Annotated in this window: 27 protein-coding genes and 1 tRNA gene; 11 read left to right on the forward strand and 17 right to left on the reverse strand. The window is 39.4% G+C overall.

The features are described from left to right. Nucleotides 1–59: 59 nt before the first annotated feature. On the reverse strand, nucleotides 60–1,403 hold the full coding sequence (locus tag ACDD58_RS10115) for a relaxase/mobilization nuclease domain-containing protein (protein ID WP_370777281.1): 1,344 nt from the start codon (nucleotides 1,401–1,403) through the stop codon (nucleotides 60–62). After that, nucleotides 1,364–1,693, reverse strand: a complete 330-nt coding sequence (locus tag ACDD58_RS10120) for a MobC family plasmid mobilization relaxosome protein (protein ID WP_071143469.1) — start codon at nucleotides 1,691–1,693, stop codon at nucleotides 1,364–1,366. The genes ACDD58_RS10115 and ACDD58_RS10120 overlap by 40 nt, the downstream gene beginning before the upstream one ends. Nucleotides 1,694–1,976: 283 nt before the next feature. Between ACDD58_RS10120 and ACDD58_RS10125 the strand changes: the two genes are divergently transcribed. From ACDD58_RS10125 to xerC, 10 genes are all read left to right on the forward strand, one after another. Further along, the gene (locus tag ACDD58_RS10125; RefSeq protein WP_117541282.1) at nucleotides 1,977–2,177 is read left to right on the forward strand and encodes a helix-turn-helix domain-containing protein; all 201 of its coding nucleotides are present in this window, start codon (nucleotides 1,977–1,979) and stop codon (nucleotides 2,175–2,177) included. Continuing rightward, a complete protein-coding gene (locus ACDD58_RS10130; RefSeq protein ID WP_256272297.1) occupies nucleotides 2,158–2,841 on the forward strand; it encodes a response regulator transcription factor in 684 nt (227 codons plus the stop codon). Before ACDD58_RS10125 ends, ACDD58_RS10130 begins: the two co-directional genes overlap by 20 nt. Nucleotides 2,842–2,937: 96 nt before the next feature. Then, nucleotides 2,938–3,876 (forward strand): ATP-binding cassette domain-containing protein, encoded by a 939-nt coding sequence (locus ACDD58_RS10135; RefSeq protein WP_370777283.1) that lies wholly within the window; start codon nucleotides 2,938–2,940, stop codon nucleotides 3,874–3,876. Then, nucleotides 3,854–4,552: an ABC transporter permease gene (locus ACDD58_RS10140; protein WP_370777284.1), complete on the forward strand. Its 699-nt coding sequence runs from the start codon at nucleotides 3,854–3,856 to the stop codon at nucleotides 4,550–4,552. Before ACDD58_RS10135 ends, ACDD58_RS10140 begins: the two co-directional genes overlap by 23 nt. A gap of 15 nt (nucleotides 4,553–4,567) precedes the next feature. Further along, the gene (locus ACDD58_RS10145) at nucleotides 4,568–5,305 is read left to right on the forward strand and encodes an ABC transporter permease (protein ID WP_317393083.1); all 738 of its coding nucleotides are present in this window, start codon (nucleotides 4,568–4,570) and stop codon (nucleotides 5,303–5,305) included. A gap of 28 nt (nucleotides 5,306–5,333) precedes the next feature. After that, nucleotides 5,334–6,236, forward strand: coding sequence for a sensor histidine kinase KdpD (locus tag ACDD58_RS10150; RefSeq protein WP_118623783.1), 903 nt, complete (start codon nucleotides 5,334–5,336; stop codon nucleotides 6,234–6,236). Between the two features lie 459 nt (nucleotides 6,237–6,695). Next, nucleotides 6,696–7,244: an RNA polymerase sigma factor gene (locus ACDD58_RS10155; protein WP_370777287.1), complete on the forward strand. Its 549-nt coding sequence runs from the start codon at nucleotides 6,696–6,698 to the stop codon at nucleotides 7,242–7,244. Continuing rightward, on the forward strand, nucleotides 7,237–7,479 hold the full coding sequence (locus ACDD58_RS10160) for a helix-turn-helix domain-containing protein (protein ID WP_025654191.1): 243 nt from the start codon (nucleotides 7,237–7,239) through the stop codon (nucleotides 7,477–7,479). Before ACDD58_RS10155 ends, ACDD58_RS10160 begins: the two co-directional genes overlap by 8 nt. A 514-nt stretch (nucleotides 7,480–7,993) precedes the next feature. Next, nucleotides 7,994–8,200 (forward strand): helix-turn-helix domain-containing protein, encoded by a 207-nt coding sequence (locus ACDD58_RS10165; protein ID WP_005541444.1) that lies wholly within the window; start codon nucleotides 7,994–7,996, stop codon nucleotides 8,198–8,200. A gap of 20 nt (nucleotides 8,201–8,220) precedes the next feature. After that, nucleotides 8,221–9,615: a tyrosine recombinase XerC gene (gene xerC, locus ACDD58_RS10170; protein WP_187115995.1), complete on the forward strand. Its 1,395-nt coding sequence runs from the start codon at nucleotides 8,221–8,223 to the stop codon at nucleotides 9,613–9,615. Between the two features lie 187 nt (nucleotides 9,616–9,802). Here xerC and ACDD58_RS10175 read toward each other — a convergent pair. The 8 genes from ACDD58_RS10175 to ACDD58_RS10210 all read right to left on the reverse strand — a co-directional run bounded on the left by ACDD58_RS10175 (nucleotide 9,803) and on the right by ACDD58_RS10210 (nucleotide 17,897). Beyond that, nucleotides 9,803–9,879 (reverse strand) — tRNA-Arg (locus ACDD58_RS10175). Between the two features lie 607 nt (nucleotides 9,880–10,486). Next, nucleotides 10,487–11,377: a DUF3881 family protein gene (locus ACDD58_RS10180; protein ID WP_370777289.1), complete on the reverse strand. Its 891-nt coding sequence runs from the start codon at nucleotides 11,375–11,377 to the stop codon at nucleotides 10,487–10,489. Between the two features lie 89 nt (nucleotides 11,378–11,466). Further along, complete coding sequence (locus tag ACDD58_RS10185) at nucleotides 11,467–12,501, reverse strand: HD-GYP domain-containing protein (RefSeq protein ID WP_370777290.1); 1,035 nt, start codon at nucleotides 12,499–12,501, stop codon at nucleotides 11,467–11,469. A 25-nt stretch (nucleotides 12,502–12,526) separates the two neighbouring features. Continuing rightward, nucleotides 12,527–13,048: a DUF4446 family protein gene (locus ACDD58_RS10190; protein WP_370777292.1), complete on the reverse strand. Its 522-nt coding sequence runs from the start codon at nucleotides 13,046–13,048 to the stop codon at nucleotides 12,527–12,529. Nucleotides 13,049–13,089: 41 nt separating this feature from the next. Then, entirely contained in the window at nucleotides 13,090–13,998 is a 909-nt protein-coding gene (locus ACDD58_RS10195; protein WP_118209755.1) for a ParB/RepB/Spo0J family partition protein, read from the reverse strand. Nucleotides 13,999–14,001: 3 nt separating this feature from the next. Next, complete coding sequence (locus tag ACDD58_RS10200; protein ID WP_117920589.1) at nucleotides 14,002–14,769, reverse strand: ParA family protein; 768 nt, start codon at nucleotides 14,767–14,769, stop codon at nucleotides 14,002–14,004. A gap of 1,467 nt (nucleotides 14,770–16,236) precedes the next feature. Continuing rightward, nucleotides 16,237–16,878: a response regulator gene (locus ACDD58_RS10205; RefSeq protein WP_370777294.1), complete on the reverse strand. Its 642-nt coding sequence runs from the start codon at nucleotides 16,876–16,878 to the stop codon at nucleotides 16,237–16,239. Between the two features lie 14 nt (nucleotides 16,879–16,892). Further along, nucleotides 16,893–17,897 carry a sensor histidine kinase gene (locus tag ACDD58_RS10210; RefSeq protein ID WP_117920591.1) on the reverse strand — a complete coding sequence of 335 codons (1,005 nt, stop codon included), beginning with the start codon at nucleotides 17,895–17,897 and terminating at the stop codon, nucleotides 16,893–16,895. Between the two features lie 184 nt (nucleotides 17,898–18,081). Between ACDD58_RS10210 and ACDD58_RS10215 the strand changes: the two genes are divergently transcribed. Next, nucleotides 18,082–19,053, forward strand: a complete 972-nt coding sequence (locus ACDD58_RS10215) for an alpha/beta fold hydrolase (RefSeq protein ID WP_370777295.1) — start codon at nucleotides 18,082–18,084, stop codon at nucleotides 19,051–19,053. A 108-nt stretch (nucleotides 19,054–19,161) separates the two neighbouring features. Here ACDD58_RS10215 and rsmG read toward each other — a convergent pair whose 3' ends face one another. The 7 genes from rsmG to rnpA form a co-directional block, all read right to left on the reverse strand. Continuing rightward, nucleotides 19,162–19,878 carry a 16S rRNA (guanine(527)-N(7))-methyltransferase RsmG gene (rsmG, locus tag ACDD58_RS10220; protein WP_370777297.1) on the reverse strand — a complete coding sequence of 239 codons (717 nt, stop codon included), beginning with the start codon at nucleotides 19,876–19,878 and terminating at the stop codon, nucleotides 19,162–19,164. Nucleotides 19,879–19,970: 92 nt separating this feature from the next. Continuing rightward, complete coding sequence (mnmG, locus tag ACDD58_RS10225) at nucleotides 19,971–21,947, reverse strand: tRNA uridine-5-carboxymethylaminomethyl(34) synthesis enzyme MnmG (protein ID WP_118209799.1); 1,977 nt, start codon at nucleotides 21,945–21,947, stop codon at nucleotides 19,971–19,973. 241 nt (nucleotides 21,948–22,188) lie between these two features. Continuing rightward, entirely contained in the window at nucleotides 22,189–23,562 is a 1,374-nt protein-coding gene (mnmE, locus tag ACDD58_RS10230) for a tRNA uridine-5-carboxymethylaminomethyl(34) synthesis GTPase MnmE (RefSeq protein WP_186900476.1), read from the reverse strand. 128 nt (nucleotides 23,563–23,690) lie between these two features. After that, complete coding sequence (jag, locus tag ACDD58_RS10235) at nucleotides 23,691–24,317, reverse strand: RNA-binding cell elongation regulator Jag/EloR (RefSeq protein WP_006857741.1); 627 nt, start codon at nucleotides 24,315–24,317, stop codon at nucleotides 23,691–23,693. Between the two features lie 24 nt (nucleotides 24,318–24,341). After that, a complete protein-coding gene (locus ACDD58_RS10240) occupies nucleotides 24,342–25,634 on the reverse strand; it encodes a YidC/Oxa1 family membrane protein insertase (RefSeq protein WP_117920616.1) in 1,293 nt (430 codons plus the stop codon). Nucleotides 25,635–25,658: 24 nt separating this feature from the next. After that, nucleotides 25,659–25,868 (reverse strand): membrane protein insertion efficiency factor YidD, encoded by a 210-nt coding sequence (gene yidD, locus ACDD58_RS10245; protein ID WP_117920594.1) that lies wholly within the window; start codon nucleotides 25,866–25,868, stop codon nucleotides 25,659–25,661. A 27-nt stretch (nucleotides 25,869–25,895) separates the two neighbouring features. Continuing rightward, nucleotides 25,896–26,234, reverse strand: coding sequence for a ribonuclease P protein component (gene rnpA, locus ACDD58_RS10250; protein ID WP_006857739.1), 339 nt, complete (start codon nucleotides 26,232–26,234; stop codon nucleotides 25,896–25,898). Nucleotides 26,235–26,296: the final 62 nt, after the last annotated feature.

Here is a 26,296-nt window from a genome sequence, read left to right on the forward strand (position 1 = left end):
CTTCCGCAGTTCCATTATACAAGATGCCGGACACCGCGCCCAGCACCTTTCGGAGAAAATTATTCCAGCTCATGCCGCCGCTGTTGTTCCTGTTCCTTTGGAACGGCCAGCAACGCATCCACATTCTGCTTTACGGTCTCATATTCCTGCACCGCGCTCCTGGCGGCCTTATACTCCGCAAGGAGCCGTTCCCTTTCTGCGGCAAGGTTGGCGAGTTCCGTTTTCATGCTTTCTGTTGTCGGCAGCGGCACAGTCCCCAGCCGCTTCAATTCTCTGGCGGCCGCTTCAAAAAGGATGATCTCGCTCTCATGCCCCCGCAGGAACTTTTCTTTATTATTCGATTTGCGGTATCGGTCATAGATCGGCTTTAGCTGACGGTAAGTTTCAGCGTGCTTCATCACAAGGGTAAGTTCGGCACTTCTGCTTTCTATTCGCTTGATTTCTGTATGAGCGGTATCCCTGCGTGCGGATACTGCGGTCAGTTTGCTTTCCAGTTCTCCATAACTGCTTATCCCGTGTTCGGTCAGGAAATTCATGGTCTTGGCGGCCTGTTTCAGATTGTTCAGTTTCGCCCAATGGGTGAAGCCTGCACTCTGCTGCGCCTTGATGTTGTTCTGAATATCAATGAGCAAGCTGATCTTTCCGTCCTGCTGTTTCGGCTGGCGGGAAGGTCTGGCGCGTCCGGCGATCCGGGTAGCAAGGGCTTCTTCGGTGTAGTCCGCACCCAGGGTTTTCAGACGGGTGAATCGTTCCTGATCCGGCGCTCTGGCGGAGATATATTTGCCCCGCTTGATCTCATAGCCTTCTCTCCGCAGGCGACGAAGCAGTTCTTCTAAATCGGAACAGGCTGGCAGGAGCCGGTCAATGGCCGCTTTCAGCTTTGCCTTATAGCTGGTGCCGTTCTGCGTAGCCTGATGTTCAATATAGCTCTTGCCCTTGTCCTGTCCTGGGATGATGACGGACAGACCGTGTTCTTTGCAAAGCCGGTCCGAAGTGCGGCGGATATAGTGATAACTCCGCTTGTTGGAATGATAGTGCTTGTGATCCGCAAAGCTGACCGCATTGAAAATCAGGTGGTTATGAACATGATCTTTGTCTATATGGGTGGTAAGTACAAATTCATACTTGCCGCCCAGGATTTCTTTTGCAAGCTCCATGCCGATCTCATGGGCCTGTTCCGGCGTGACCTCCCCAGGCTGAAAGGCTTGGATGAGGTGACGGCCCAGGTTCGTTCCCTTGTCGATGGCATGGCGGCGGGTCCAGGCAAATTCGATATCCGCAGTTTCGGCGGCGCAGCCATAGGAAGAAACAAGCAGTTTTCCGTCCGTCTTTTCCGGGTTGCAGATATAGTCAATGGCCGCTTTCAGCGTTGACTTGATAGGATGTGTCTTTGTAACTGCCATATCTCGTCCAGCCTTTCCCGTATCTCGTCCATGTCAGCCTGATACGCAGGGCCTCCGGCGTTGATCCGCTTGGCGATCTGGTTGATATTCCGGCCAATGGCAGAAAGCTCTTTGGTGAAGGCCTTGATATCTGCGGTGTCCGTATAGATGATATACCCGTCAATCGCCATCTTGCGGAGATATGCGCCATATCTGCGTGTGGGTAGCTGGCTCATTTTCTCATCTATGAGCCGTTTTTCGTCCTCCGTGACATAGAATTTCATTTGGATATTCCGCTTTCGGTTCGCCATGCGCCGCCTCCGTTCTTCATAAGGGTTTGGGATTATCCCAACAAGCAATTTTGAATTTTCGGGCAAGGGACCTGAAAATCTCAAAATTAGCAAGCGGGTACTCGCTTGCTGTGCTTGCTACCGTAACCCTTCCCTCGTTTTCCCTCTATCAATACTACAATTTGAAACGGAGATTTTGGCTGCATTGTACCGAGATATGAGCACAAATATATGATAGATATATCATGCCTTGTATTCTTCGAGCAAATGAAATATAATAAGAAATGTTGTCGGAGGTGCAAATATGGACTATATGACACTCAAAGAGGCAAGCGAGAAATGGGGCGTTTCGTCCCGTCAAGTCAACTATTACTGCGTCGAGGGCCGTATTCCCGGCGCTGTGAAAATGGCCGGTGTTTGGTTGATCCCCAAGGAAACAGACAAACCCGCCGATAGACGATATAAAAAGCAGGTGAAAAACGAAAATGAAAATTCTGTTGGTTGAGGATGATTTGGAAATCAGCAAGTTATTAGCTGAATTTTTGCAGGAAAATGGATATGAAGTTTTTTGCCAATATGACGGGCTTCATGTATTGGATTGCCTGCGGGAAAATAATATCGACTTGATTTTGCTTGATATTATGCTTCCATATCGAAATGGTGATACCGTACTTACAGCGGTAAGAGAATGTTCTACGGTTCCAATCATCATTATTTCCGCCAAAGGAACAACGCAAAACAAAATAGATTTACTGCGTCTCGGTGCAGATGATTATATTACAAAACCGTTTGATATGGAGGAAGTTCTGGCCAGAATTGAAAGTAATCTCCGTCGAGTGCAGTTTCAAAAAGATACTCCTACCTATTTACGTCATGGCGATTTGATTTTGGATTTGAACGATAATACCGCCTTTTTGCAAGGCAGCGAATTGACTTTGACGGCAAAAGAATTTGCAATTTTAGAGTTGCTGATGAAATACCCGGATAAAATATTCTCAAAAGCAAATTTATTTCAAAGTGTTTGGAACACCGAGTATATCAGTGAGGATAACACATTAAATGTTCATATAAGTAATCTCCGTAACAAATTAAAAGCCGTTTGCCCGGACAAGGACTTTATTGATACTGTTTGGGGTATTGGATACCGTTTACACAAAGCCAGAGATTAGACCTCTGGCTTTAGACATTTTTTAAAGATTTCTGTTTGGATTTAAGAAATTCTTTATGATTGCCTCTTACAATCAATCATAAAGGAGGTTGATAACATGAGTTCCATCATTTTACAGGCACATAGTCTGACAAAAAAATACCGGCATACTGTTGCCTTAGATCATATTGACTTGCAAATTGAGAAAGGGAAAATCTACGGTTTTATCGGTCAGAACGGAGCAGGTAAAACTACTTTTCTGCGATTGGTTACAGGGCTGGCTTTCCTGACCAGCGGTACTTTAGACTTATGGGGAAAGAGTTCGGCAAAAGATTTGCAGGAACAGAGAAAGCGGATTGGCTGCATGATTGAAACACCTGCACTCTTTCCGGCCATGACAGCTTATCAAAATATGGAGATACAACGCATCCAACGCGGCATCCCCGATAAAGCAGTGATTGAAAAGACTTTGAATATGGTTGGCTTAAAGGACACTGGCAAAAAGAGTGTTCGTAATTTTTCTTTGGGTATGAGGCAACGGCTGGGAATTGCAATCGCTCTCTTGAACACGCCAGAATTTTTAATTCTCGATGAACCGATCAACGGACTTGACCCTGCCGGGATTGTCGAAGTCAGAAATTTGCTGAAATCCTTGAACAAGGAATATGGTATGACAATTTTGGTGTCCAGCCATATTTTGGAAGAATTATACCAAACTGCAACAGAATTTATTTTAATTGACAAAGGAAAAATCATTGAAGAAATCTCCGATCAAGAATTGAATGAACGGTGTAAACGGCATATTGCAATCAAGGCTACCGACCCGCAAAAGGCGCTGCTTGTATTGGAAGAAAAACTTCATACAGAAAATTTCAAGTTGATGCCGGATGGGACAATTCGCCTGTACGATTATCTTGATGATTTGGAAAAAGTCGCGGCTGTTTTGTCGGATGCGCATATCCTCGTTACAGGGCTTTCTGTATCCGGCGATACATTGGAAGATTACTTTTTAAGTAAGATAGGAGGTTCAGAAAATGCTAAATCTCCTAAATACTGAGTTTTATAAACTGTTTCATAGCCGGTACTTTTGGGGGATTGTGGCGTTTAATCTTTTTTTGAGCAGTGTGCTGCTGTTAGACAGTATTGGAGAAACATCCAGTCTATTCTTTGCATCACTATATAATGTGCCTATTCTCTTTTTTCTGGCAATCGTCTTTTCTGCGTTGTTTGTTGGAAATGACTTTGGACAAAGAACGCTGCAATCATATATCATTGCAGGCCATAACCGAGGACAGATATTACTTGCAAAACTGGTCGCCTATCAAATAGCCTGCATGACGATTTTAGCTTTACCATTACTGGTACATGGATTGATTGGAGGGATTTGCTTCAAAGAAAGTTTCGTGAGTGTTAGCGGCAATCTCTATACCGTTTTGGCAGTTTTGGTTTCTTTATTTGCAATGTGCCTGTTACCGTTTTTCTTTGCTTTTCTGTTTCGTGATATAGGAAAAACTTTAGCTGTCCCGATGGTTCTCTTTTTCCTGATGATATTCTTGATGAATGGAGATCAGGCACTCTTTATTTCGCGAATATTGCCAATGGGACAGCTCCGACTGATTGCATTACAGCAATTTACCCCATCTATGGTGCAATTTGTTTTCACGGATTTTTGGTGGATATTCATTTTATATTTTGGCGCTTATTTGGGATTTAGGCGTTCTGACTTGAAGTGACAGGGAGGTGTCGAAATGAGTAATCTATTAAAAATGGAAAGATACCAATTATCACATAATTTCTTGTATTGGTGTGGCATGGTCGGCATCTTTCTAATTGGCTTTTTTACGGCAGAAACTTATGTCCCGGAAGTTATGGGGACAACCGGCGGGGCTGCTACTTCCCTTGCGGATATTTTCAACGGAATGGTTTATGACTCTACATTTCTTCTCATTCTGATGTCCAGTATTTTAGCTTTGATTTTAGGACAGGAGTTTTCTTACCGGACAGTCGATCTTGAAATAACTGCGGGCCATTCCAGAAAATCAATCTTCTTTTCAAAGGTAATCACATATTTGATTGCCTTTAACGTCATGGCTCTTGTTTATCCCATTGCCGGGTGTATAAGAGAATTTTTCAGATTTGGATTTATTGATGGAGGGAACTTTATTTATCAGGCTGCTAAGGCGGTTCTATACTCTTTACTTTTGAACAGTGCTACTTTTTTCATTGCAATCTGGATTTGCTTTTCACTGCGTAATTCTGCAAAAGCGATTGCTGTTACAGCCGTTACGACGTTTGTACTTAGTCTTTATCTGGGTTTTGGAATGATGTTGAAATTTCCAGTAGCTTTTTTGCCAACTTATCAAATAAGGGAGGCAGTTACCAGCACAGCAATCTTCCAACCATTCCCGATTTTGATTGGAATTGTTTGGGTCGTTGCGCTGTTGATTTTATCATGGTGCAGCTTTCGGAAATGTGAATTAAAGTAGATTTCAATTAGAAAACGGAAAGAGGGAGGTGTCTAAAATAGAGCTACTGCTATTGATTGTATTTTTGCTGTTGCTTATCTTGCTATTCAAATATCTACAAACAAAACGGCAAATCCGCAATCTATCAAAACAGATAGCTGAATTGGTAAATGGCAAATCTGAGAAAATGCTGGACATCTCTTTAATTGACAAAGATTTGGAACAACTGGCAGGAATACTAAACCAGTATAACGATAATCAAAGGCAGTTGATTGCCAGTACGCTACGCCACGAGAACTATCTGAAAGAGTCGATTGCAAATATTTCACATGACCTGCGGACACCATTGACCGTTATACTCGGACATTTACAGCTATTAAGAAAAGAACCTCTGACAGACAGGCAAGCACAGCGAATAGAAACCATTTTTCACAAAGCAGAAAGAATGAAAGAATTGGTACAGACTTTTTATGACCTGTCTATTTTGGATGCCGAGCAGATAACACCCCGGCGAGAAGATTTTAACCTGTCTAATTTGCTGATAAATCTTATTACAGAAAATGCTCCTGCATTGGAAGCAAAAAATATATCCCCTGAAATTGATTTGCCACCCCATTCTGTCTATCTCAATTCTGATTACAGCATGGTGGAAAGGATTTTACAAAATCTTTTGACAAATGCGATACGTTATTCATCCGGCGACATAAAAATGAGCTTAAAGCAGGCAAGGGAAAATAGGGCTATTTTCACGATTGAAAATCCGATTGATAGCAAAACTGAAATAAATCCCGCCCGCCTCTTTGAACGATTTTATACAGGGGATGCATCCAGACACAACAGTGGTACAGGAGTAGGACTTGCGGTTGTAAAGTTACTGACGGATAAACTGGGCGGAAATGTTTCTGCTGAAATTAAATCCAATGTATTGACTGTGACACTCGAAATACAATAATTTTTCATTCATCTGCCGGACGACGGCAAAAGAAAAAAAGCCGTCGTTCGACAGACACTACCCATGCTTATTTATCGCTGCGGCGGCTTTGAATAAATCAAGGCCGCCGTTCTTTATGCCCTCAACAAAGGAGTGTTGCCCATACGCTGACATGGCGGCTTTAGGAGGGAGCCGCCATGAAGCACACTGACCGCCGACAAATTCAGACGATATTTGCACTATCGACAAAAAAGCCCGGCCACCGAACCGGCCTCGTCTGGCAGGCAGCGCGAAAATTGTCAAAATATAACTGAATACCGTATTTTTTGCGCTCGAATGGCTTTTTGCTGTCCGGGCGCTTTTTCATACCTATGGGGCTGGAACATCGGGCCATCATGGCCCGAACCTTGCCCCCGGTGCCGCTCCCCGCCCCGTTTCGCTCTGACCCACTGGCCTGAACGAAACGAAAGGAGCTTATCTATGAGCGGCAAGAAAATTACATATAATCCCCCCGCAACGAAGCCAAAACGGCCTATCGCTGAACGAGTAGTGAGCGAAAGGGGAAGAAAAGAACTGCCTCCCGGCACGAAGGGAGGTGAGAACTTGAAACCTGACCGCCACTACGAGCACAAGCAGCACGCCTTTGACAGCTACTGCAAGAAGGTGCTGAAATACGAGGCGTACAACGGCTATCGTGAGATCAGCCGCCGCCAGAAGTGTGAGGCATTGTTCAGCGAACTGTCGGAGGAGGAATTGGCCCAGCTTGCGGTTTATGACCGCTACTCCTGGGAATACACGGCCTTCCCCGTGGGAGGCGCTGTGATCCTGATTGAGGATGACCGACTGGCCGAGGCGCTGAACGCCCTGCCCCAGAATAACCGGGACATCTTCCTGATGTACTGGTTCCTGGACATGGCAGACCGCGAGATCGCCGAGTACATGAACATGGCCCGCCGGACGGTCAACACCCGCAGGCAGAAAGCCTATCGGCTGCTGAAGGAGCTGATGGGAGGTGAAGCGGATGATTAAATCTGCGTGCACGCGGGCGTCGCTGATCCCTTATCCGGTGATCGCCGCCGCTGTCGGGGGCAACCCCGAAGCGGTGAACCGGGTAGTCCGGCACTATTCCGGCTACATCGCCGCGCTGTCTACGAGGACAAGCTATGACCTTGACGGTTTTCCTCGTCCCCAGGTAGATGAAGATTTGCGCCGGCGGCTGGAAACGAAGCTGATTATCTCCATCCTGGGCTTTGATCTGAACTGACCCAGGGCCGGGCGCTGCGTGTTTTCCCCCTTTCCACGCGGCGTCCCCGTATAGCTCCTTGACAAAGAAAGCCCGTTGGGAGGCCAACGCCGCAGTATAAGGCAAACGGATACATTCCTGTTTGTGCCGAGCCATACGGCCGGTGCGCCATGACCTCGTTTCAAGTCCGCAGGACGGGACCACTGTAACGGGCGAGCGAACAACGCCAGACCGCAAAGCAAGCGTGGCAGCTTGTGGGCGATGACACACGGGCAGGGTTAAAGATACTCGCGCATTGAACGCCCACAAAGCATTGTGCGCCGCACCCATCAGCATGGGCCGGGGTGAAACTCCCGTGGAGCTATGCCAACAGCCGTCCGTAAGCCTACTTTTCTTTTTTGAAAGTTTATGGATAGATCGTAAACTTTTCAATTAGCAGCAGACAAACACGGAGCAGCACGGTAAAATGATGGTGGAAGTTATATTACCCACACATATTCGTGCTGTTCCTTTTCATAACTGAAAGGGGGTTCTCATGTCTCAAACATGGAACGGCACGAAAAAAGAAACCCCTGAAAGAAGGACATATACGGTTGACGATATTGCTCAAATTTTGGGTATCGGAAGAACTTCCGCATATATCCTTGTAAAAGAAGGGCACTTCAAAATCGTGCGAATTGGTAACGCCATACGCATTTCCAAGCGGTCATTTGACGAGTGGCTTGACTCCCTCGACCTGTGATCCAAGAAAGGAAGAACGATATGGCATCTATAATCAAGCGAAAGAAAAACTATTCCGTTGTTTACAACTATGTGGATGAAAACGGAGAAACCAAACAGAAGTGGGAAACCTGGCATACCCACAAAGAGGCCTTGAAGCGCAAGGCGGAAATCGAAAATCAGCAGCACACGGGAACTTTTCTCCCTCCAAGCAATCAGACGATCACCGAGTTCCTTTATGACTTCGTATCTCTTTACGGAGAAAAGAAATGGGGCGTGTCTATGTATGACGGCCAAACGGCACTGATTGCGAACTATATCAATCCGATCATCGGTGATATGGAGGTACAGGCGGTTACTCCTCGTGCGGTTGACGGTTATATCCAAACCTTACAGAAAACCAAGTCGGTGTCTACCAAGACCCGAAAGGCCGTTACCACCTATGTCAGCGACAAGACCATTGAAAAGATCATCAAACTCCTGCGGTGTGCGTTTAAGCAGGCGGTACGATGGGAAATCATTGCAAGAAATCCCTTTGACAATGTGATCCTCCCGAAAACGGAGTATGCGAAACGGGATATCTGGACAGCGGATATGATCCGTCTTGCCCTGGACAAATGCACGGACAGCAAGCTCTATGTAGCAATGAACCTTTCCTTTGCCTGCTCTCTGCGTATGGGTGAAATCCTGGGGTTGACCTGGGAAAACGTCCATATTTCTGATGAAGATATTGCGGCGGATAACGCCTATGTCTACATCGACAAGGAGCTGACGAGGGCTTCCAAACGGGCGATTGAAACGCTGGGTGAGAAGGATATCTATTACATCTTCACTCCGCTCATGCCGAACACCAGCACAAGAATTATTCTGAAAAAGCCGAAAACCGATTCCAGTATCCGTAAGGTGTGGCTGCCGAAAACGCTGGCTTACATCCTGCGGGAATGGAAGAAGTCCCAGGACGAGCTGAAAGGCTTCCTGGGCGACGAATATCAGGACTTCGATCTGGTGGTGGCACTTCCCAATGGACGGCCCTGCGAGGATCGGATCATCCTCAAAGAGTTTGCAAAGCTCCGTGAGGACGCAGGGTTGCCGAAGGTGGTCTTTCATTCTCTCCGTCATTCCAGTACCACCTACAAGCTAAAACTGAACCACGGCGATCTGAAAGCCACCCAGGGCGATACAGGCCATGCCGAGATCGACATGATAACCAGTATCTATGCTCACATTCTGGACGAGGATAGAAAGGTCAATGCTCAGAAATTCGAGACTGCCTTCTATGCCAAGCCTGATCTTCGCAATGTCCGTCCGCCAGAGGAACCGGCAAAATCGGAGCCTGCGACCCTGGACCTTGAAAGCCTTGTGGAGCAGCTTCAGAAGTCGCCGGAGCTGGCAAGTGCGCTCGCAGCCCTGATAGCGGCGCAAGCCCCGGCAAAGTGATCCGAAAAATCGAATTAGCAAAACGCAGAATTTTCTTAGCAAATTTCTGAAAAGCGTTCGAGTCCAATTAGCAAATATACATCATGCGGCGCATAAAAATCTCCCGGTAACGGAAGTGAAATTACCGGGAGAAGGAGGAACAAAAAAACGCTGCAAACCCCGAAAAAAGGCTTGCAGCGGTGCTTTCTGGCGTCCCAGAGAGGATTTGAACCTCCGACCCCACGCTTAGGAGGCGTGTGCTCTATCCAACTGAGCTACTGAGACATTTTTAAGATTTATGCAATTTTTACTGCTCGAAGGAATCGAACAATCTGCCGCTTAGGAGGCGCTTGTTATATCCATTTAACTACGAGAACAAATGCCGTATTTTCAAGCTTTTCAGCCTTTTTCGGTTACGGTAACCTTCTTTATGAACTCAATCACTTTTGTGATGAATCATCTGTTTTCTTATTTCGACATTTCTATATGCCACAGTTCAAATCGAACTCTTAGTTATCGCCTTTTACTCACTCACGGCTTTAACCATGGTTATATCTTAGGAGGACCCCGTTATATCCATTTAACTAAGGAGACAAATGCCGTATTTTCAAGGTTTTCACACCTTTTGGGCTACGGTTGCCATATCTATGAATCCAATCACTTTCGTGATGAATTTCCATTGTATCTTACTTTGACATCTTCGTCAATCCCTGTTGGAATCGAATTCCGATTTACCACCTCTGTGTTTTCACTGGGTTTAACCATGATTAAACCTTAGGAGGCGCTTGTTATATCCATTTAACTATGAGAACTTATATAAGATATATGCTGTATGTGGTAAATCCACATACAGCTTTTTTATTCTATCATACTTCCTCAAAAATATCTATACTTATTCTCTATATTTTATACTTCCCTGCATCCATACAATGCCCTTAAATCGTCTGCCAACCTGTGGTTCCCCAACCAGATCTTTCTGATTGATACATACACCAAAATTCATTTCATTGCAACAGATATCAAGTACCCATACATTCTCACCGGTAAGATTATTCTGCTCCATCCTGCAGTCCATGATTTCGCCAAGGATTGCATACTGATCGCTTTCAATACCATATGGCATAAAATAAGAATCGACAATGCTGAGTACATCCTCATGGGTAATGCGTCTCGATAACATGGAATATGTATCAATATCTTCTAATGTTAAATTTTCAATCGCATTCTCATCCCCGTCTCTTGCAGCTGCAACCAAATAATTGCGATCTGTGGTATTCTGCTGATTCTGTTTATTTTTTTTCTCAGCTTTGTTAATTGGGAGCAAAATTTTTCCCTCTGTGGAAAGTGCACCTAAAATGACACCCTCTTCCAGATTCATATATCTTTTTGATCCTTTTACTGCCAGAAAATCAACAACATTCTGCAGATAGAAAATTAATGTTACACCTATCCGGACTTCATCACATATCCCCGCATAGGACTCTTTTTCCGCATGCTTTTCCACTTCTGCCTGTTCTCTTGTGGATAACATTGTGCCAAAAAAATATGGATAGTAATAATCCATCTCAAATGTATCATCTTCCCTATAGGTACCTCTTAATGTCAGACCAAAAAAGTCACCAAATTGATAACAAAGTTCTGCAAATTCATTTCCTTCAGAATCCTCTGCCACCTTAATCGTATCTGGTTTTGCTTCTATATCTTTACATATTTTTTCGAGTTCTTCTTTCTTAATATCAGAAAGACCGACTGCTCTTAAAAATTTATGCATACTTATCTCCATTCCTGCGCTTTCCTCCAGCGCATCTCAAGTTTGTGTGCCAGCACAAATCTTGTGTGTGAAAAATGTATTTTTCACACTAATCTCCATTCTTAAACCAACTGCAGAATTGATATTTTTTTATTTTTTGTCAGGTCATACCTGATTTCCGTCATTTGATTCGTCTGATCCAATACCGCAACGATTGGACGAATCGAATTATCCGTCTGGCATATGACAATCCCTGTTTCTCCTGTATTCAGCCTGATTTTCGTACCAACCGGATAATATGCAACAATTTTCTGTATTACTTTTACAATTTTCCGTTCAAATAAGAGGTCTGCCGCCTCGATCATTGTCTCAAGTGCCTGCTGTACACTGATTCTTTTACATTCCATTCCGGAAATCATACAATCAAATGCATCACACACCTGTAATATATTACACTCTATATCCTTTGTTTTTTGTTTTAAAGGATATCCTGATCCATCTTTTCTCTCATGATGTGTTAATACCATTTTTTTTGAGACCGGTGATATCCAGTCTTCACCTTCTAACGCTGAATATGCCAGTATTGTATGTTTTTTTAATTCAAATACTTCAGATGCCGGTCTGCTATCCATATCAAAATTAATATATGGAACCGTAGTATAACGCATACCAAGATCATGCAATAATGCCCCTATGGCAATATCAATATAATCCTCTTCTTTTACTTTTAACATTTTTGCAACTGCCAGAGACAACATAGTCACCTGTACCGTATGCTCATAAAGATTTCCATTGCGTTCTTCTATATCTATTACCTTAGGCTGTTCTGCTTTTGTTATTTCACTGACAATTTCATTTGCCAGCTCAGCCATTTTGCTCAGTGAATTTTTTCCATGGTATATATGATTCTCCAGAATTTTCTGTACTTCACTGACATAATACTTTTCTCTTTCTTCATTGATAATCAAATGTGTTGTTTCAAAGGCTTCATACGGATCTTCGATACATACTGTATCAATTCCCAAAAAAGAAATCAGATCCAAATACTCCGGTTTTAACACAGTTCCGCCGGATATCAATATTTCTTTTTCTTTCGTTATAACCGGTTCCGCCAGTGTTTCTCCGCCTACAAGTGATTTGACCTGCCGTATTATCATTATCTCTCCATTATCTTATTTTTCATTATTCCTCATTTGAATTTTTCAAATCGCTATTTGGATTCATTGCACGTTTTAAAGCTTCCTGCTCTTCCTCTGATAAAACAATTACAGAATTGCCATCAATAATTTCTTTAATATATGTATAGCAGCCTTCTCTGGTGTGCATTGCGTTAATAATAAATCCATTATTGCGCATATCTAACATTGCAAGAGAAAAACTTAATTTTCCGCCCATCTCATGAAATGCATCATACTTAATAAGTCCCATTTTCTGATAGGTACACTGCATATTTTTAGAGAGTACTTTAATATTTCTGTCATTTTCTTCATTTGATTCTAACAGGGAATCAACCTGATCGAGCCTTTGAATCAATGTATCTTCCAATGTCTTCGCATCTTTTCCGCTCATAAAAATACGATAATTCTTTTTCAGTTTTTTCATCTGAACAATATTTATAATCACCAATATAAATAAAATCAACAGACCCCCACAGAGTCCTATAATAATATAATCTGAATCAATTCCTAAATACTTTGAAATCATTATTTTACCTTTCGTTATTTAGAACAAATGTTCTGTGTATTTTATGCGATTGTACGAATCAGATCAATAATCCGGTCTAATTCATCCATAGAATAATATTCAATTTCGATTTTTCCTTTTTGATCATCCTTTTTATTGATAGCGACTTTTGTTCCAAGGATTGATTTCATCTTTTCCTCTAAGTCATGATAAATTGCTTCCATTGCAGGATCTGAAACCTTTTTCTTTTCTACAGGAACATCTTTATTCTTTTGGATTTTTTTTACCAGCTTTTCTGTCTCACGTACGCTCAAATTTTCGTCAAAAATTTTCTGAGCCGTTGCATATTGTTTTTCCGCATCTTCAATTCCAAGCAGTGCCCTTGCATGACCAGTTGTAATCATATCATCAATTACCATCTGCTGAACACGTTCATCTAATTTCAAAAGTCTCATCGAATTGGTTACTGCCGTTCTGCTCTTAGAAACACGCTCGGCAACCTCATCCTGTTTCAAATGAAATTCTGTCAAAAGTCTTTTATATGCAAACGCTTCCTCAATTGGATTTAAATTTTCTCTCTGTATATTCTCCACCAATGAAATTTCTACTACTTCCTGATCCGTAAGATTCATGATCCGGACTGGAACTTCTTTTAATCCTGCAAGTTTTGCAGCTCTCCAGCGTCGCTCACCTGCAATGATTTCGTAATAATCCTTTTTATCTAATACAAGCAATGGCTGAAGTACCCCTACCTGTTTAATGGACTCTGATAAATCTACTAATGAATCTTCATCAAAATTTTTTCTTGGCTGTTCCCTGTTTGGTTCTACTTTATTAATATTGACAAAAATTCCATCTTTCTTCTCAGAATCTGCATTTACCTTTATTGTCTCTGATTCTTTATTTACATTTACTTTATTTGGAATCAATGAATCTATTCCCTGTCCCAAACCACGTTTTTTTGTTGCCATATTTTATACATTCTTCCTTTCCATAACTTCTTTTGCTAACATGCGATAGCTCTCTGATCCTGCAGATTTCGTATCATACATGTTAATAGGTAATCCATGTGATGGTGCTTCTGCAAGACGTATATTTCTAGGTATTAATGTATCATAAATCTTTGTATCAAGATTTGTTCTTACATTTTCAACAACCTGGTTTGATAGATTTGTTCTTACATCATACATGGTAAAAACGATACCATCAATATGAAGTTCAGGATTCAATCTCTGCTGTACAAGATCAATAGTGTGTATCAACTGACTGAGTCCCTCTAATGCATAATATTCACACTGGATTGGAACAAGTACAGAATCAGCCGTAGTCATGGCGTTAATTGTCAACATATTCAATGACGGCGGACAATCAATAATTATAAAATCATAATCATCCCTGACATAATCTACAGCATTTTTCAAAATATATTCTTTATCTTCAATGCCTAACAGTTCAATTTCTGCTCCTGCAAGATTTACATTGGACGGTATAATTTTCATTCCTTCCACTACCGTATCTACCATACTTTCTTTGATAGAACATTCATCCAGCATTAATTCGTATACCGTGTTTTCCAATTCATTTTTATTTACACCTAATCCACTCGTCATATTTCCCTGCGGATCAAGATCAATTGTCAAAACTTTTTTTCCTGCTTCGGCTAAACAGGAAGCAAGGTTAATCGCCGTTGTTGTCTTACCTACACCACCCTTTTGGTTGGCGATTGCTATTATTCTGCTCATTTTAATCCTCATTTCCTTTTTTATTGTTTTCATTATAGCACTTATATATATGCATTTCTATAATAAAATGTTTCACGTGAAACATTTTGTATAATTTTACTTTTATTATTCATCTGGAATTAAAAGAATTATATATTTTTATCGAATTAAAAAATATTTACTTCTTCATCTGATAAAGAACCTTTTGTAGCTCTTTCGTATACTTGGACTGCCCCGTTTATAGCCATTTTTGATCAGGTACAATTTCTTGTCAAAATGACTTTTATATTCATAAGACACAATTATCTGTGGAAATTTTGGTAGTAAAAAACTTTTGTATAAATTATCAGCCAACAAATCACACAAAGTCAAGGCTTTTGTATAGCTTTAGTTAAAAATTATTTTTTTTGGTCATAATATAATATTTTACAATAATATAACATAGGTCTAATGTCTCATATGTAATGTCTCATTGTTCACGAATCATTCAAAAGATATATATTCCTAATAAAAAATTTTAATTTGACAGATAAGCATATAAATTCTATTCTGATGCTTTCAGATTGTGTGCGATTTTATTGATATAATAATATGTACCTCCTATTATCATGAGCTGAAAATGTTTCACGTGAAACATTTTTAATGTTTTCTTTTTTATATTGATATTAATATAAAATATATTTTTAGTTTTGTCCTTGTTACAAATTTCCATTATATAAGTATAATTTTAAATATATGAATCTTACTTTTACACTATTCTTCCTTGAATATTTATTTTAAGGAAACAATTAATTTATAAATATAATTAATCAACTTCTTTTTGAGAATGTTTCACGTGAAACATTCTATATATAACCATCTTTATAGATTTAATAATAGTCTGGTCAGATATCACTTATAAATTAGTTTTTAATGTAATATATTACAAAGTACCAAAATTAATTTTTCGAATTCAATAAAATCAATACATTTTTACTTTTTTTTATCTAATATGCTAATTTACTAATTTAATTTTCTGAGCAAATTTGTTGTAAAGTAGTAATGTAATTATCCCATTTACGATACTATCAAATGTATCTGTTTTGTTTAGGAACAATAAATAAGCTATTAAACTTATTTGTAACCTAATTTTAAAATAACCTATACCAAGAACAAGAAATGACACACATTTTAAATTCACTTTTACGCTAGAGCGGTGACAAAGTGGTGCTGTTTACAGCTAATTTTTCCACGAGGTGTTTGATCCTGACCAAAGGAATTTAATTCATAGGGCGCATTTTTCTGTAAAGATCCGGATGTCAAAAGATGATTTTTAATTTTTTGATTGGCATATTGCACAAAGTTATGAATCACCTTTTGACACCTAAATTCTATAAATTTAAAAAACCCATATAATGTTTCACGTGAAACATTACATGAGCTTTTTATTTATTACTAATCTTATATATTTAGTAGTAATTTTCAACTCCGCAAACGTATTGACTATGATTAAATTGTAATCAGATTATTACGAATTGCAAATACGGCTGCCTGTGTACGATCTGTAACTCCAATTTTCTTAAAAATATTAGATACGTGATTCTTTACCGTACGTTCACTAATATTTAACTGCTCTGCAATTTCTTTATTATAAGTTCCATAGGAAAGCATCTTTAAAACTTCAAGTTCTCTTCTGGTAAGACTTTCAATTTTACTGCTGTCGCTGTCACGATCAAGCATCTTAGAATTTAAAACCGGTATTAAACTTGGCTGTATATAATCTTCCCCATTAACAACTGCTAAGATTGCTTTTTTTAATTCTGCAGATTCAGAATCTTTTAATAAATAACCATTTACTCCAATATCAACTGCCTTCAAAAGATATTCGACCTCATTATGTACTGTTAAAACCATTACTTTAATTTTCATTTTCATATCTTTTATTCTCTGAAGGACTTTGAGTCCATTCATATTTGGCATATTGATATCAAGTAATAATATATCAGGTACAACTGTTTTTAATTTTTCAAGACAATCTACTCCATCACATGCTTCTGCAATAACCTCAAACTCGCCTTCTAACTCTAATAACTGCTTTAAACCTTCACGAATCATTGAATGATCATCTGCTATCATAACTTTTACTGACATCGTTTTGTACCTCCCTATTCGGCAATTGGAACTTCAACCTGAATCTTCGTTCCTGCATTTGTTTTTGAATGAATGTCTATTTTTCCAGATAAAAGATATACTCTTTCTCTCATCATTGACAAACCAAATCCAGAATTATCTGCTTTGCAATTACACTCATTCTCCTCATATACAAATCCCTTTCCATCATCTTCAATAGAAAGTATAATTGTTCCCGGTTGATAGTTTAAAACTACCTTTATTACAGAACAATCTGCATGGCGGATTGCATTACTGCAGGCTTCCTGAATAATTCTTAGCAAAGTAATTCCAATAACAGGATTTATTTTGTAAGACTCACCAACTACAGAAAAATTTATCTTTTTTGTTTCACTGCTCTCTAACTTTTCTAACGCACGTTCAATCGTAACTTCTAAGCCTATATCATCAAATGACATTGGTCGCAGATTGTAGATCATATTTCGTGTATCATTGATAATATCACGCAAAGTTTTAGACATGATATTTAATTCCAGTTTACATCTGACCTTATCCATATCGATTAATTTACTGCATAATTCTGTTTTATGAACCAGACTTGTCAGATTCTGCACCGTTGAATCATGTAATTCCCTTGATATGCGCTGTCTCTCATTTTCCTGTGTTTCTAATAATTTTAACCGGAATATCTCATCGCTTATATCAGAGTTATTATCATTTATTTTTTGTTCCAGCTCAGAAATTGCCTCATTTAATTCATTCAGCTTTGTAACACAGGATGTATATTCTTTTTTTCTGGTATCTAACTGTTCCTGTAAAAGTTTCTGCTGCTCCTCTAAATGTAAAATCTGTTCCCTGCCCTTTGGATTAACATCCCTGGGGCTGAATGATTCATAGTTTGAATCATTTTCTTCTTTTAAAAGCATTATAAATGCCTTATTTTCTTTCATCTGTAATTCCAGTGTCTGAATCGATTTATGTATATCTTCCTTATTAGTCATCAGCTCCGACTGAAATTTTTTTAAATATTCACTTATCATATACTTCCTTCGAACGTATGTTTTATATTACATAAATAATAAACCATTTTTATTTTATACTAAATTCACTTTGTTGAAAAGATAAATTTTTCATGAATCAAAAATTTAATTTGTATAAGCGGCCAAAAGCGGCTATAATATTATTATAAAAATAGCCTGTTATTTGGCAGATATGGAGGCATTTATGAATAAGAGTATGAAAAAAAATATCAGACATTTTTTTCTGTTAACTGCATTAGCTGCCGGAACCATTCATTTCGTAAATCGTTTTATCGATCTTACTGCTTCAATGAAAAACATCTTAAAGACGGAAAATGGTAATTTTTTTGATTGGAAGAATGGAAAAATCTATTACACAAAACATGGTTCTGGAACACCTGTTTTATTGATACATGATCTGAGTCCACTCAGTTCCTCTTATGAGTGGTGCCGTTTTGCAAAAAAACTTGAAAAGCAGCATACCGTATATACGATTGACCTCTTAGGATGCGGACGTTCAGAAAAACCTTATCTGACATACACTAATTACTTATATGTTCAGCTTATTACTGATTTTGTAAAAGAAGTAATAAAAGATACCCCTACAGTAATTGCAACGGGTTCTTCCATTTCATTTGTGACGTTGGCAGAAAATATGACGAATCATTTATTTCACAAAATCATTGCTATCAATCCGCCAATGCCTGAAAAATTTAACCGCACGCCAAGTAACTCTTCTACTTTAAAGAAGACATTACTGGAAGTTCCTGTTCTCGGAACATTTATTTACAATGTAAAAACGCATGAAAAAAATATACAGAAACTATTTTATACTGAATATTTTAACAAACCACAGCTTGCCTCCTCTAAAATGCTGGATGCCTACTACGAAGCATCACACATGAATGGCAGCCACGGAAAATATTTAATGGCAAGTATTGAGGGACAGTACACTGACAACTGCATTTTACATGCACTAAAGAAACTTTCCATTCCATTCTATGTTGTGGAAAGCCGGAGCAATCCTGATTCTGTTCAGATCGTAACCAGCTATGCAAAACAAAGTTCCTTTATTGAAACTTCATATATTTCTAATGTAAAATACCTTCCACAATTAGAAGCTCCTGATAAGTTAGCTGAAGTTATTCAGATGCTTTTTAATCGTGAAAAAAATTAATTTTATATCGAATCAACAGACGGTATGTTCTGGGAATATTTTATTACCATGAAAAAAGTGACTGTGAAAAGTAAATTTTCTACAGTCACTTTTTTTATGAACATAATATTAATGTAATGGCTCTTTCGTCGGCGTCCCGGCTTTTCTTGGATATATTTTCGGTGTGTGCTTTTCCTTGTTGATCACAACAAACGATCTTTTCTGTTCATACAGATCAAATTTATACACATCCGTTACTTTTCCACCTAAAACAAAAACAGCTTTTTTCGCTTCTGCCACTTCTTCTTCAATGCTGCCTGATTTATATGAAATAAATTTGCCACCAACTTTCACAAATGGTATACAGTATTCGCTAAGAGAAGACAAATTTGCCACTGCACGTGAAACACATACATCAAACTGTTCTCTGTAATCTTTATTTTTACCAAGCTCCTCCGCTCTGGCATGAACAGCAGTAATATTTTTCAGCTCCAGTTCATCAATTACCTGGTTTAAAAATTTAATCCTTTTATTTAAGGAATCTGCAAGTACCAGCTCTAAATCTGGAAATGCAATTTTAAGCGGGATTCCGGGAAATCCTGCCCCGGTTCCGAGATCTAAAATTTTAACATTATCTTTTAAATCGTATACACGACACAAAGAAAGACTGTCCAGAAAATGTTTTTCCACTACTTCATCAAATTCTGTGATTGCAGTCAGATTCATCACCTTATTGGTTTCTACCAGAAGTTCATAATATTGAAGAAACTGATTGATCTGTTTATCACTCAATTCAATCTGAAGTTCTTTTAAACCTTCTTTAAACTGTTCCAGATTATAATTCATTCTGATCTCCATTCTCTGTTTTATATGCAAATGTCCTAATTATATAAAATCTTCGTTTTTTTTAATCTGCCGACAATGTCATTAAATTTATTTTAGTCTTCCGATTTCTTCTCATGGTACTTCATCTGCTCCATATACACAAGCAGTACTGATACATCTGCCGGCGATACTCCTGAAATACGGGATGCCTGTCCGATTGAAGTTGGTGAATAAGTCTTTAATTTCTGACGTGCCTCAATTCGCAGACTTGGAACATCATCATAATTAAAGTTTTCCGGTATCTTTTTCTTTTCAAGTTTCTTAAAACTTTCCACCTGCTTCATCTGACGCTTAATGTAACCATCATACTTGATACTGATATTTACCTGCTCAGTAACTTCAGCAGGAAGATCCGGACGTTCCGGATCGATCGGTGCTAATTTATCATAATCAAGCTCCGGTCTGCGGATCAATTCTGTCAGAAATGTTCCTGTATTTAACGGAATACTGTCATAACTTTCCAGCAATTCCTGTACTTTTTTATTCGCACCAATTTTTACTTTTGCAACACGTTCAATTTCCTGCGCGATCAGCTCTTCTTTTTTGCATACCCAGTCATAACGTTCTTTTGAAATTAAACCAATTTCATAACCTTTCTTCGTCAGACGCAGATCTGCGTTATCCTGTCTTAACAGCAGGCGATATTCTGCACGTGAGGTCATCATTCGGTATGGCTCGTGGTTTTCTTTGGTCACAAGATCATCGATCAATACGCCAATATAGGCTTCTGACCGGTCTAAAACCAGAGGTTCTTTTCCTAAAATACTCATAGATGCATTGATACCTGCGATCAGTCCCTGACAAGCTGCCTCCTCATAACCGCTGCTTCCGTTAAACTGTCCACCGGAAAAAAGTCCTTTGATCTTTTTAAATTCAAGTGATGCATAAAGCTGATTCGGGTTAATGCAGTCATACTCGATCGCATATGCATTTCTTACAATTTTAACATGCTCCATTCCAGGCAGCGTGCGGTACATCTCATGCTGAACGTCCTCAGGCAGTGAAGATGACATACCTCCAACATACATTTCATTTGTATTAATGCCTTCCGGCTCAATAAAAATCTGATGACGGTCTTTGTCTGCAAATTTTACTACTTTATCCTCAATGGAAGGGCAATAACGCGGACCGGTTCCTTCAATAATTCCGGCATAAATTGGTGAACGATCCAAATTTGCACGAATGATTTCATGTGTCTTTGGATTTGTATATGTCAGCCAGCAGGAAACCTGATCAATCTGCACATCATCCGGGTTTGTTGTAAATGAAAATGGAACTACTCTCTCATCTCCCTTTTGTTCCTGCATTTTTGAAAAATCCAGAGAACGTTTATCCACTCTCGCAGGCGTTCCTGTCTTAAAACGAAACATCTCGATTCCATGCTCTTTAAGTGAATCTGTAAGATGATTTGCTGCCATAAGACCATTCGGTCCGGTATAAGTGATCATCTCGCCTGTCAGACAGCGTGCTCTCAAATACGTTCCTGTACAAAGTACAACTGCCTTACAATGATAAATTCCACCGGAAACAGTCTTTACCCCGGTAATTTTCTGAAGTTCGCCATTAACTTCTATAACCTGTCCATCTTTTTTTCCTGCATTTATATCTTCTTCTGTAACAGCAGAATTTACCGGAACCGTAATGATCTCGGCTACTTCTGCCTGTCGGATTGTAAGATGCTCTGTATTCTGAAGTGTTTTCCGCATCTCCATGCTGTAATTCACTTTATCTGCCTGTGCACGCAGGGAATGTACTGCAGGACCTTTGGATTTATTTAACATCTTAGACTGGATAAATGTCTTGTCAATATTAATCCCCATCTGTCCGCCAAGTGCATCAATCTCTCTCACAAGATGCCCTTTTGAACTTCCTCCAATATTTGGATTACAAGGCATCATCGCGATACTGTCCACACTTACTGTAAAAATAATTGTCTCCAATCCAAGCCTTGCACATGCTAATGCCGCCTCACATCCCGCATGACCTGCTCCCACAACTACCACATCATAATTTTCTTCAATCGCAGGCATCTTCTTATCCTTCTTTCTAAAAAATCTTATCAAAAAAGCCAGTACACCGGAAGAATGCTGCTCTTGCATTCTTCCAATAGTTGTCGTCCAATGGCGACAATAGTTTTTGCCAACACACCGGAAAAATGCTGCCTTTGCATTCTTCCAATAGTTGTCGTCCATTGACTTAACCATTCTTTCCAACACACCGGAAGAATGCTGCCTTTGCATTCTTCCAATAATTGGCACCCATTGGTGCCAATTATTTGCCCAGACAAAACTTACTAAATATCTCATTCACAAGATCATCTTCGACTGCCTCACCAATGATGCTTCCCAGTTCTTCATATGCATTCATCAGATCAATAGAATAAAAATCTTCCGGCATACCGTCCATAATACTCTGCACCACTAAATTTAAACTATTCATTGCTTCCTGTAAAGCAGTTTTATGACGAATATTTGTGATATACACTTCATCATTAAATGTAACTTCTCCGGTGAAAAACATCTCACGGATTGTCTCTTCCAGTTCCCCGATCCCGGTCTGCTCCTTCGCGGAAATTGCAATCATCTTTTTATCCAGATGCTTTCTGATCGATTCTCGATCAGTAACCGGAGCCAGATCCGATTTGTTTAAAAGAATGATTGCTTTTCTGTCTTTTAAAAGCTCCATAATTTCAAAATCATTTTCATCCAACTGTGTTGATGTATCCACAACATAAATCGCCAGGTCTGCATCATTTAAGTATTTTTTTGCACGATCCACGCCAATTTTTTCCACAACATCATCCGTTTTCCGGATTCCCGCTGTATCGATCACATTTAAAATAATTCCATTTAAATTGATCTGTTCTTCTAATACATCCCTTGTCGTTCCTGCAATATCAGTAACGATCGCCCGTTCTTCTCCAACAAGTGTATTTAACAATGATGATTTTCCGGCGTTTGGTTTTCCAATGATTACCGTTGAAATACCTTCTTTTAAAATTTTTCCATTATCGCTGTTTGCAAGGAGTTTCCTGATTTCTTTACCTGCTTCTTCCACGATACCCTGAAGTGTTTTAGGATATCCATCCAGACTGATATGTTCCGGATCATCTAATGCAGATTCAATAAATGCAATCTCATGCAGTAGTTTTTCACGGACTGTTTTTACTGCAGACGAAAGAGAACCGGAAAGCTGCCGTTCTGAACTCTTTAATGCAAATTCATTTTTTGCATGAATAATATCTATGACAGACTCCGCCTGCGCAAGATCGATCCTGCCATTTAAAAATGCACGTTTTGTAAATTCACCAGGCTCTGCCGGACGCGCACCGTATTTGATCACAGTCTCAAGCACACGCTTCATGACATATACTCCGCCATGACAGTCAATCTCGACGGTATCTTCTTTTGTGTAACTTTTTGGTGCCCGCATCAGCACTACCATAACTTCATCGATCACTTCATCCCCATCTTTGATGTGACCATAATGAATCGTATGTGTCGGCATATCGGATAAATTTTTTTTATTTTTCATAAAAAAAATCCGGTCAACAATCTGAACTGCCGCATCCCCACTGATCCTTATAATGCCGATTCCTGAACTTGACATAGCTGTTGCTATCGCAGCAATCGTATCTGTTCTCATAATCCCTCATTTCTGAGCAGCTTGTTAAACTGATCCCTCGTCTCTAATATACAAAAAAATTCGTGGACGTTTTCTCTATCCGCCACGAATTTTTCTGTGTCATTCATCACACACGGATGAAAACTGTTTTACTGTCTCTTTAATGTTACAACAACATGACGATAAGGTTCGTCTCCTTCGCTGTGTGTTGTCACAAACTTATCATTCTGCAAGGTAGAATGAATCACTCTTCTCTCATAAGGATTCATCGGCTCTAAAGAAACCGGACGTTTTGTTCTCTTTACCTTGTATGCAATATTCTTTGCAAGATTCTCTAATGTCTCTCTTCTTCTCTTGCGGTAATCTTCCGTATCAATTTTGACTTTTACAAAACTCTCTGCATTTTTATTAACAGCAAGATTGGTCAGGTACTGGAGAGAATCTAAGGTCTGTCCTCTTTTTCCGATCAGAACGCCCATGTCATCACCTTTTAAATCAACATTGATCACATTGCTGTTTTCCTCTGCAGTCATAACGATCTCAACTTTTAAATCCATCGCTTCGAATACTTTATTTAAGAAATCTTTGATATCATCATTCACAGAATATTTCTTGCGTACTTTGATAACTGCATCTTTTCTTCCGATGCCGAGAAATCCGTTATTTCCTTTTTCAACGATCTCATATTCGATTCTGTCACTGGTTGTGCCCAGTTTTACCAGTGCTTCTGTGATTGCTTCATCGACTGTTTTTGCTGAAATTTCAATATATTCCATATCCAAAACCCCTGTCCTTTCTTATTATTTTCTGCTGTTTTTCTCATTAAAATCACGAACCATATTGGCTTTTGCAGCCATACTTCCGGCTTTTGCCTTTGCTTTTGTGGCATTTGCTTTTTCTAATTCAAGTTCACGCTGTGCCTCACTCATACCGGACTTTTTATCTTCTTTTTTCGGCTCATTGATCTGTCTTGTATTGATTTTTGCCGCATTGGAAATCTGATTTTCAGCAATTCCCATTTTTTCACGTTTTTTCTTTGCTTTCTCCTGATTCTTCTTAATGATATCCTCAAGGTTGATCTTCTCAAAATGCTTATTTAAGAAGAACTGCTGAACACTTCGAACTACCGCACCGGCGATCCAGTAAATACCAAGACCTACAGGAACTGTAAAACACATTACAAATGAGAAGATCGGCATTGTACGGTTCATCATCTTCATCTGCTGTGCAGCCATATCATTTTCATTATTGCCATTAGATGGAGCAGCCTGTGGCATCAGCTTGATATTAAGTACCTGAGTCAGATAAGAAACGATCGGTACAAGCAGCGCTAAAACTACAAATAAAAAGTTATGTGATGCAAAATTAGATGTCATAACCTGCCATGGTGTATCTGAAATATTCAGTCCCAGAAAGTTATTTACATGTGAAACTGTATCATATGTTGCATTAATGGTATCCGTTAAAGAAGGGAATGCACTCTTTAAAGTATCCCATCCATTCGAATTCATTTTATATAAAACATCAACAATAGAGTTAGAAAGTGCAGTCGGATCTGATACTGTAAAGTCTGCTGCTGGCTGTGTCATAACTCTTAAATCTGTAACGAGCTGCGTCATCTTATCCTGATAACCGCTTGTTGCCATAATTCCATCAACCAGTGCAGAGAAATTGTTCTTTACACCGGATACATATGCCGGAACATTCAAAAATACACGGTAAAGTGCAAACAGTAATGGCATCTGGATCAGCATCTGAACACAGCTTCCCATCATGGAAACACCATATTTTTCGTATACTGCCTGTGTTTCTTCCTGCATTGCCATCATAGATGCCTGATCTTTTTTTCCATTATATTTTTTCTGGATTGCCTGTAATTCAGGCTGCATCTTCTGTGATAATTTTGAGAACTTCTGCTGTTTGTAAGTTAACGGGAATAAAATCGCATAAATTACGATTGTAAAAATGATGATAGAAAGACCAACATTCTCAATACCAATCATTGACATCAACGCATAAATACCATTCATTACCCAGCCAAGTACTTTGGCGATCGGTCCTAAAATAGCACCATTGTATGCTGTTAATAACATATCTGACACTTGTAAATACCTCCGCTATGGAACTGGATCATATCCACCTTTTGAAAAAGGATTACATCTTAAAATTCTCCATAAAGCAAGTGCTCCTCCTTTTATTGCCCCATATTTTTCAACTGCCTCTAAACCATATAGAGAACATGTCGGACAATACGGACACTTTGTCGTTTTCATTGGAGAAAGATATTTTCTATAAAACTTAATTAAAGCAATTAATATTTTTTTCAAAATGATTCCATCTTCTTTTTTCTGAAATTAACGATTGATTACTTTGTGAAGACCTCCAAGATGCAACAGGGCACTTTCTGTTTCATGATAACTGATATCACGTGCCGTGCTTCTTGCGATGACTACAATATCCAAACCATTATTGAACATGTCTTCATGTAGTCTGTAGCTTTCCCGGATCAGCCGGGTGAGATGATGTCTGATAACACTGTTTCCAACTTTTTTACTGACGGATATGCCAAGACGATTTCCTTCTGTATGATTTTCCAGAACATACATTACCAGATAACGGTTCGCATAGGATTTTCCCTGTCTGTACACTTTCTGGAAATCACTGTTCTTTTTTAATGATTCCGAAAACTTCATCCTAGTATGCCCTTTCTGATTATTTACCTAAGGCACCAATTACCTTCTGTCTGTTTTGAAGG

It is taken from the genome of Roseburia sp. (genome assembly GCF_041325975.1).
GTDB classification, from domain to species: domain Bacteria; phylum Bacillota; class Clostridia; order Lachnospirales; family Lachnospiraceae; genus Roseburia; species Roseburia rectibacter.

Bases quoted from the DNA above. Each gene is read 5' to 3' on its own strand.
- ACDD58_RS10115 (WP_370777281.1), bottom strand. From the start codon at position 1,403: ATGGCAGTTACAAAGACACATCCTATCAAGTCAACGCTGAAAGCGGCC.
- ACDD58_RS10120 (WP_071143469.1), bottom strand. From the start codon at position 1,693: ATGGCGAACCGAAAGCGGAATATCCAAATGAAATTCTATGTCACGGAG.
- ACDD58_RS10125 (WP_117541282.1), top strand. From the start codon at position 1,977: ATGGACTATATGACACTCAAAGAGGCAAGCGAGAAATGGGGCGTTTCG.
- ACDD58_RS10130 (WP_256272297.1), top strand. From the start codon at position 2,158: ATGAAAATTCTGTTGGTTGAGGATGATTTGGAAATCAGCAAGTTATTA.
- ACDD58_RS10135 (WP_370777283.1), top strand. From the start codon at position 2,938: ATGAGTTCCATCATTTTACAGGCACATAGTCTGACAAAAAAATACCGG.
- ACDD58_RS10140 (WP_370777284.1), top strand. From the start codon at position 3,854: ATGCTAAATCTCCTAAATACTGAGTTTTATAAACTGTTTCATAGCCGG.
- ACDD58_RS10145 (WP_317393083.1), top strand. From the start codon at position 4,568: ATGAGTAATCTATTAAAAATGGAAAGATACCAATTATCACATAATTTC.
- ACDD58_RS10155 (WP_370777287.1), top strand. From the start codon at position 6,696: ATGAGCGGCAAGAAAATTACATATAATCCCCCCGCAACGAAGCCAAAA.
- ACDD58_RS10160 (WP_025654191.1), top strand. From the start codon at position 7,237: ATGATTAAATCTGCGTGCACGCGGGCGTCGCTGATCCCTTATCCGGTG.
- ACDD58_RS10165 (WP_005541444.1), top strand. From the start codon at position 7,994: ATGTCTCAAACATGGAACGGCACGAAAAAAGAAACCCCTGAAAGAAGG.
- xerC (WP_187115995.1), top strand. From the start codon at position 8,221: ATGGCATCTATAATCAAGCGAAAGAAAAACTATTCCGTTGTTTACAAC.
- ACDD58_RS10180 (WP_370777289.1), bottom strand. From the start codon at position 11,377: ATGGAGATAAGTATGCATAAATTTTTAAGAGCAGTCGGTCTTTCTGAT.
- ACDD58_RS10185 (WP_370777290.1), bottom strand. From the start codon at position 12,501: ATGATAATACGGCAGGTCAAATCACTTGTAGGCGGAGAAACACTGGCG.
- ACDD58_RS10190 (WP_370777292.1), bottom strand. From the start codon at position 13,048: ATGATTTCAAAGTATTTAGGAATTGATTCAGATTATATTATTATAGGA.
- ACDD58_RS10195 (WP_118209755.1), bottom strand. From the start codon at position 13,998: ATGGCAACAAAAAAACGTGGTTTGGGACAGGGAATAGATTCATTGATT.
- ACDD58_RS10200 (WP_117920589.1), bottom strand. From the start codon at position 14,769: ATGAGCAGAATAATAGCAATCGCCAACCAAAAGGGTGGTGTAGGTAAG.
- ACDD58_RS10205 (WP_370777294.1), bottom strand. From the start codon at position 16,878: ATGTCAGTAAAAGTTATGATAGCAGATGATCATTCAATGATTCGTGAA.
- ACDD58_RS10210 (WP_117920591.1), bottom strand. From the start codon at position 17,897: ATGATAAGTGAATATTTAAAAAAATTTCAGTCGGAGCTGATGACTAAT.
- ACDD58_RS10215 (WP_370777295.1), top strand. From the start codon at position 18,082: ATGAATAAGAGTATGAAAAAAAATATCAGACATTTTTTTCTGTTAACT.
- rsmG (WP_370777297.1), bottom strand. From the start codon at position 19,878: ATGAATTATAATCTGGAACAGTTTAAAGAAGGTTTAAAAGAACTTCAG.
- mnmG (WP_118209799.1), bottom strand. From the start codon at position 21,947: ATGCCTGCGATTGAAGAAAATTATGATGTGGTAGTTGTGGGAGCAGGT.
- mnmE (WP_186900476.1), bottom strand. From the start codon at position 23,562: ATGAGAACAGATACGATTGCTGCGATAGCAACAGCTATGTCAAGTTCA.
- jag (WP_006857741.1), bottom strand. From the start codon at position 24,317: ATGGAATATATTGAAATTTCAGCAAAAACAGTCGATGAAGCAATCACA.
- ACDD58_RS10240 (WP_117920616.1), bottom strand. From the start codon at position 25,634: ATGTTATTAACAGCATACAATGGTGCTATTTTAGGACCGATCGCCAAA.
- rnpA (WP_006857739.1), bottom strand. From the start codon at position 26,234: ATGAAGTTTTCGGAATCATTAAAAAAGAACAGTGATTTCCAGAAAGTG.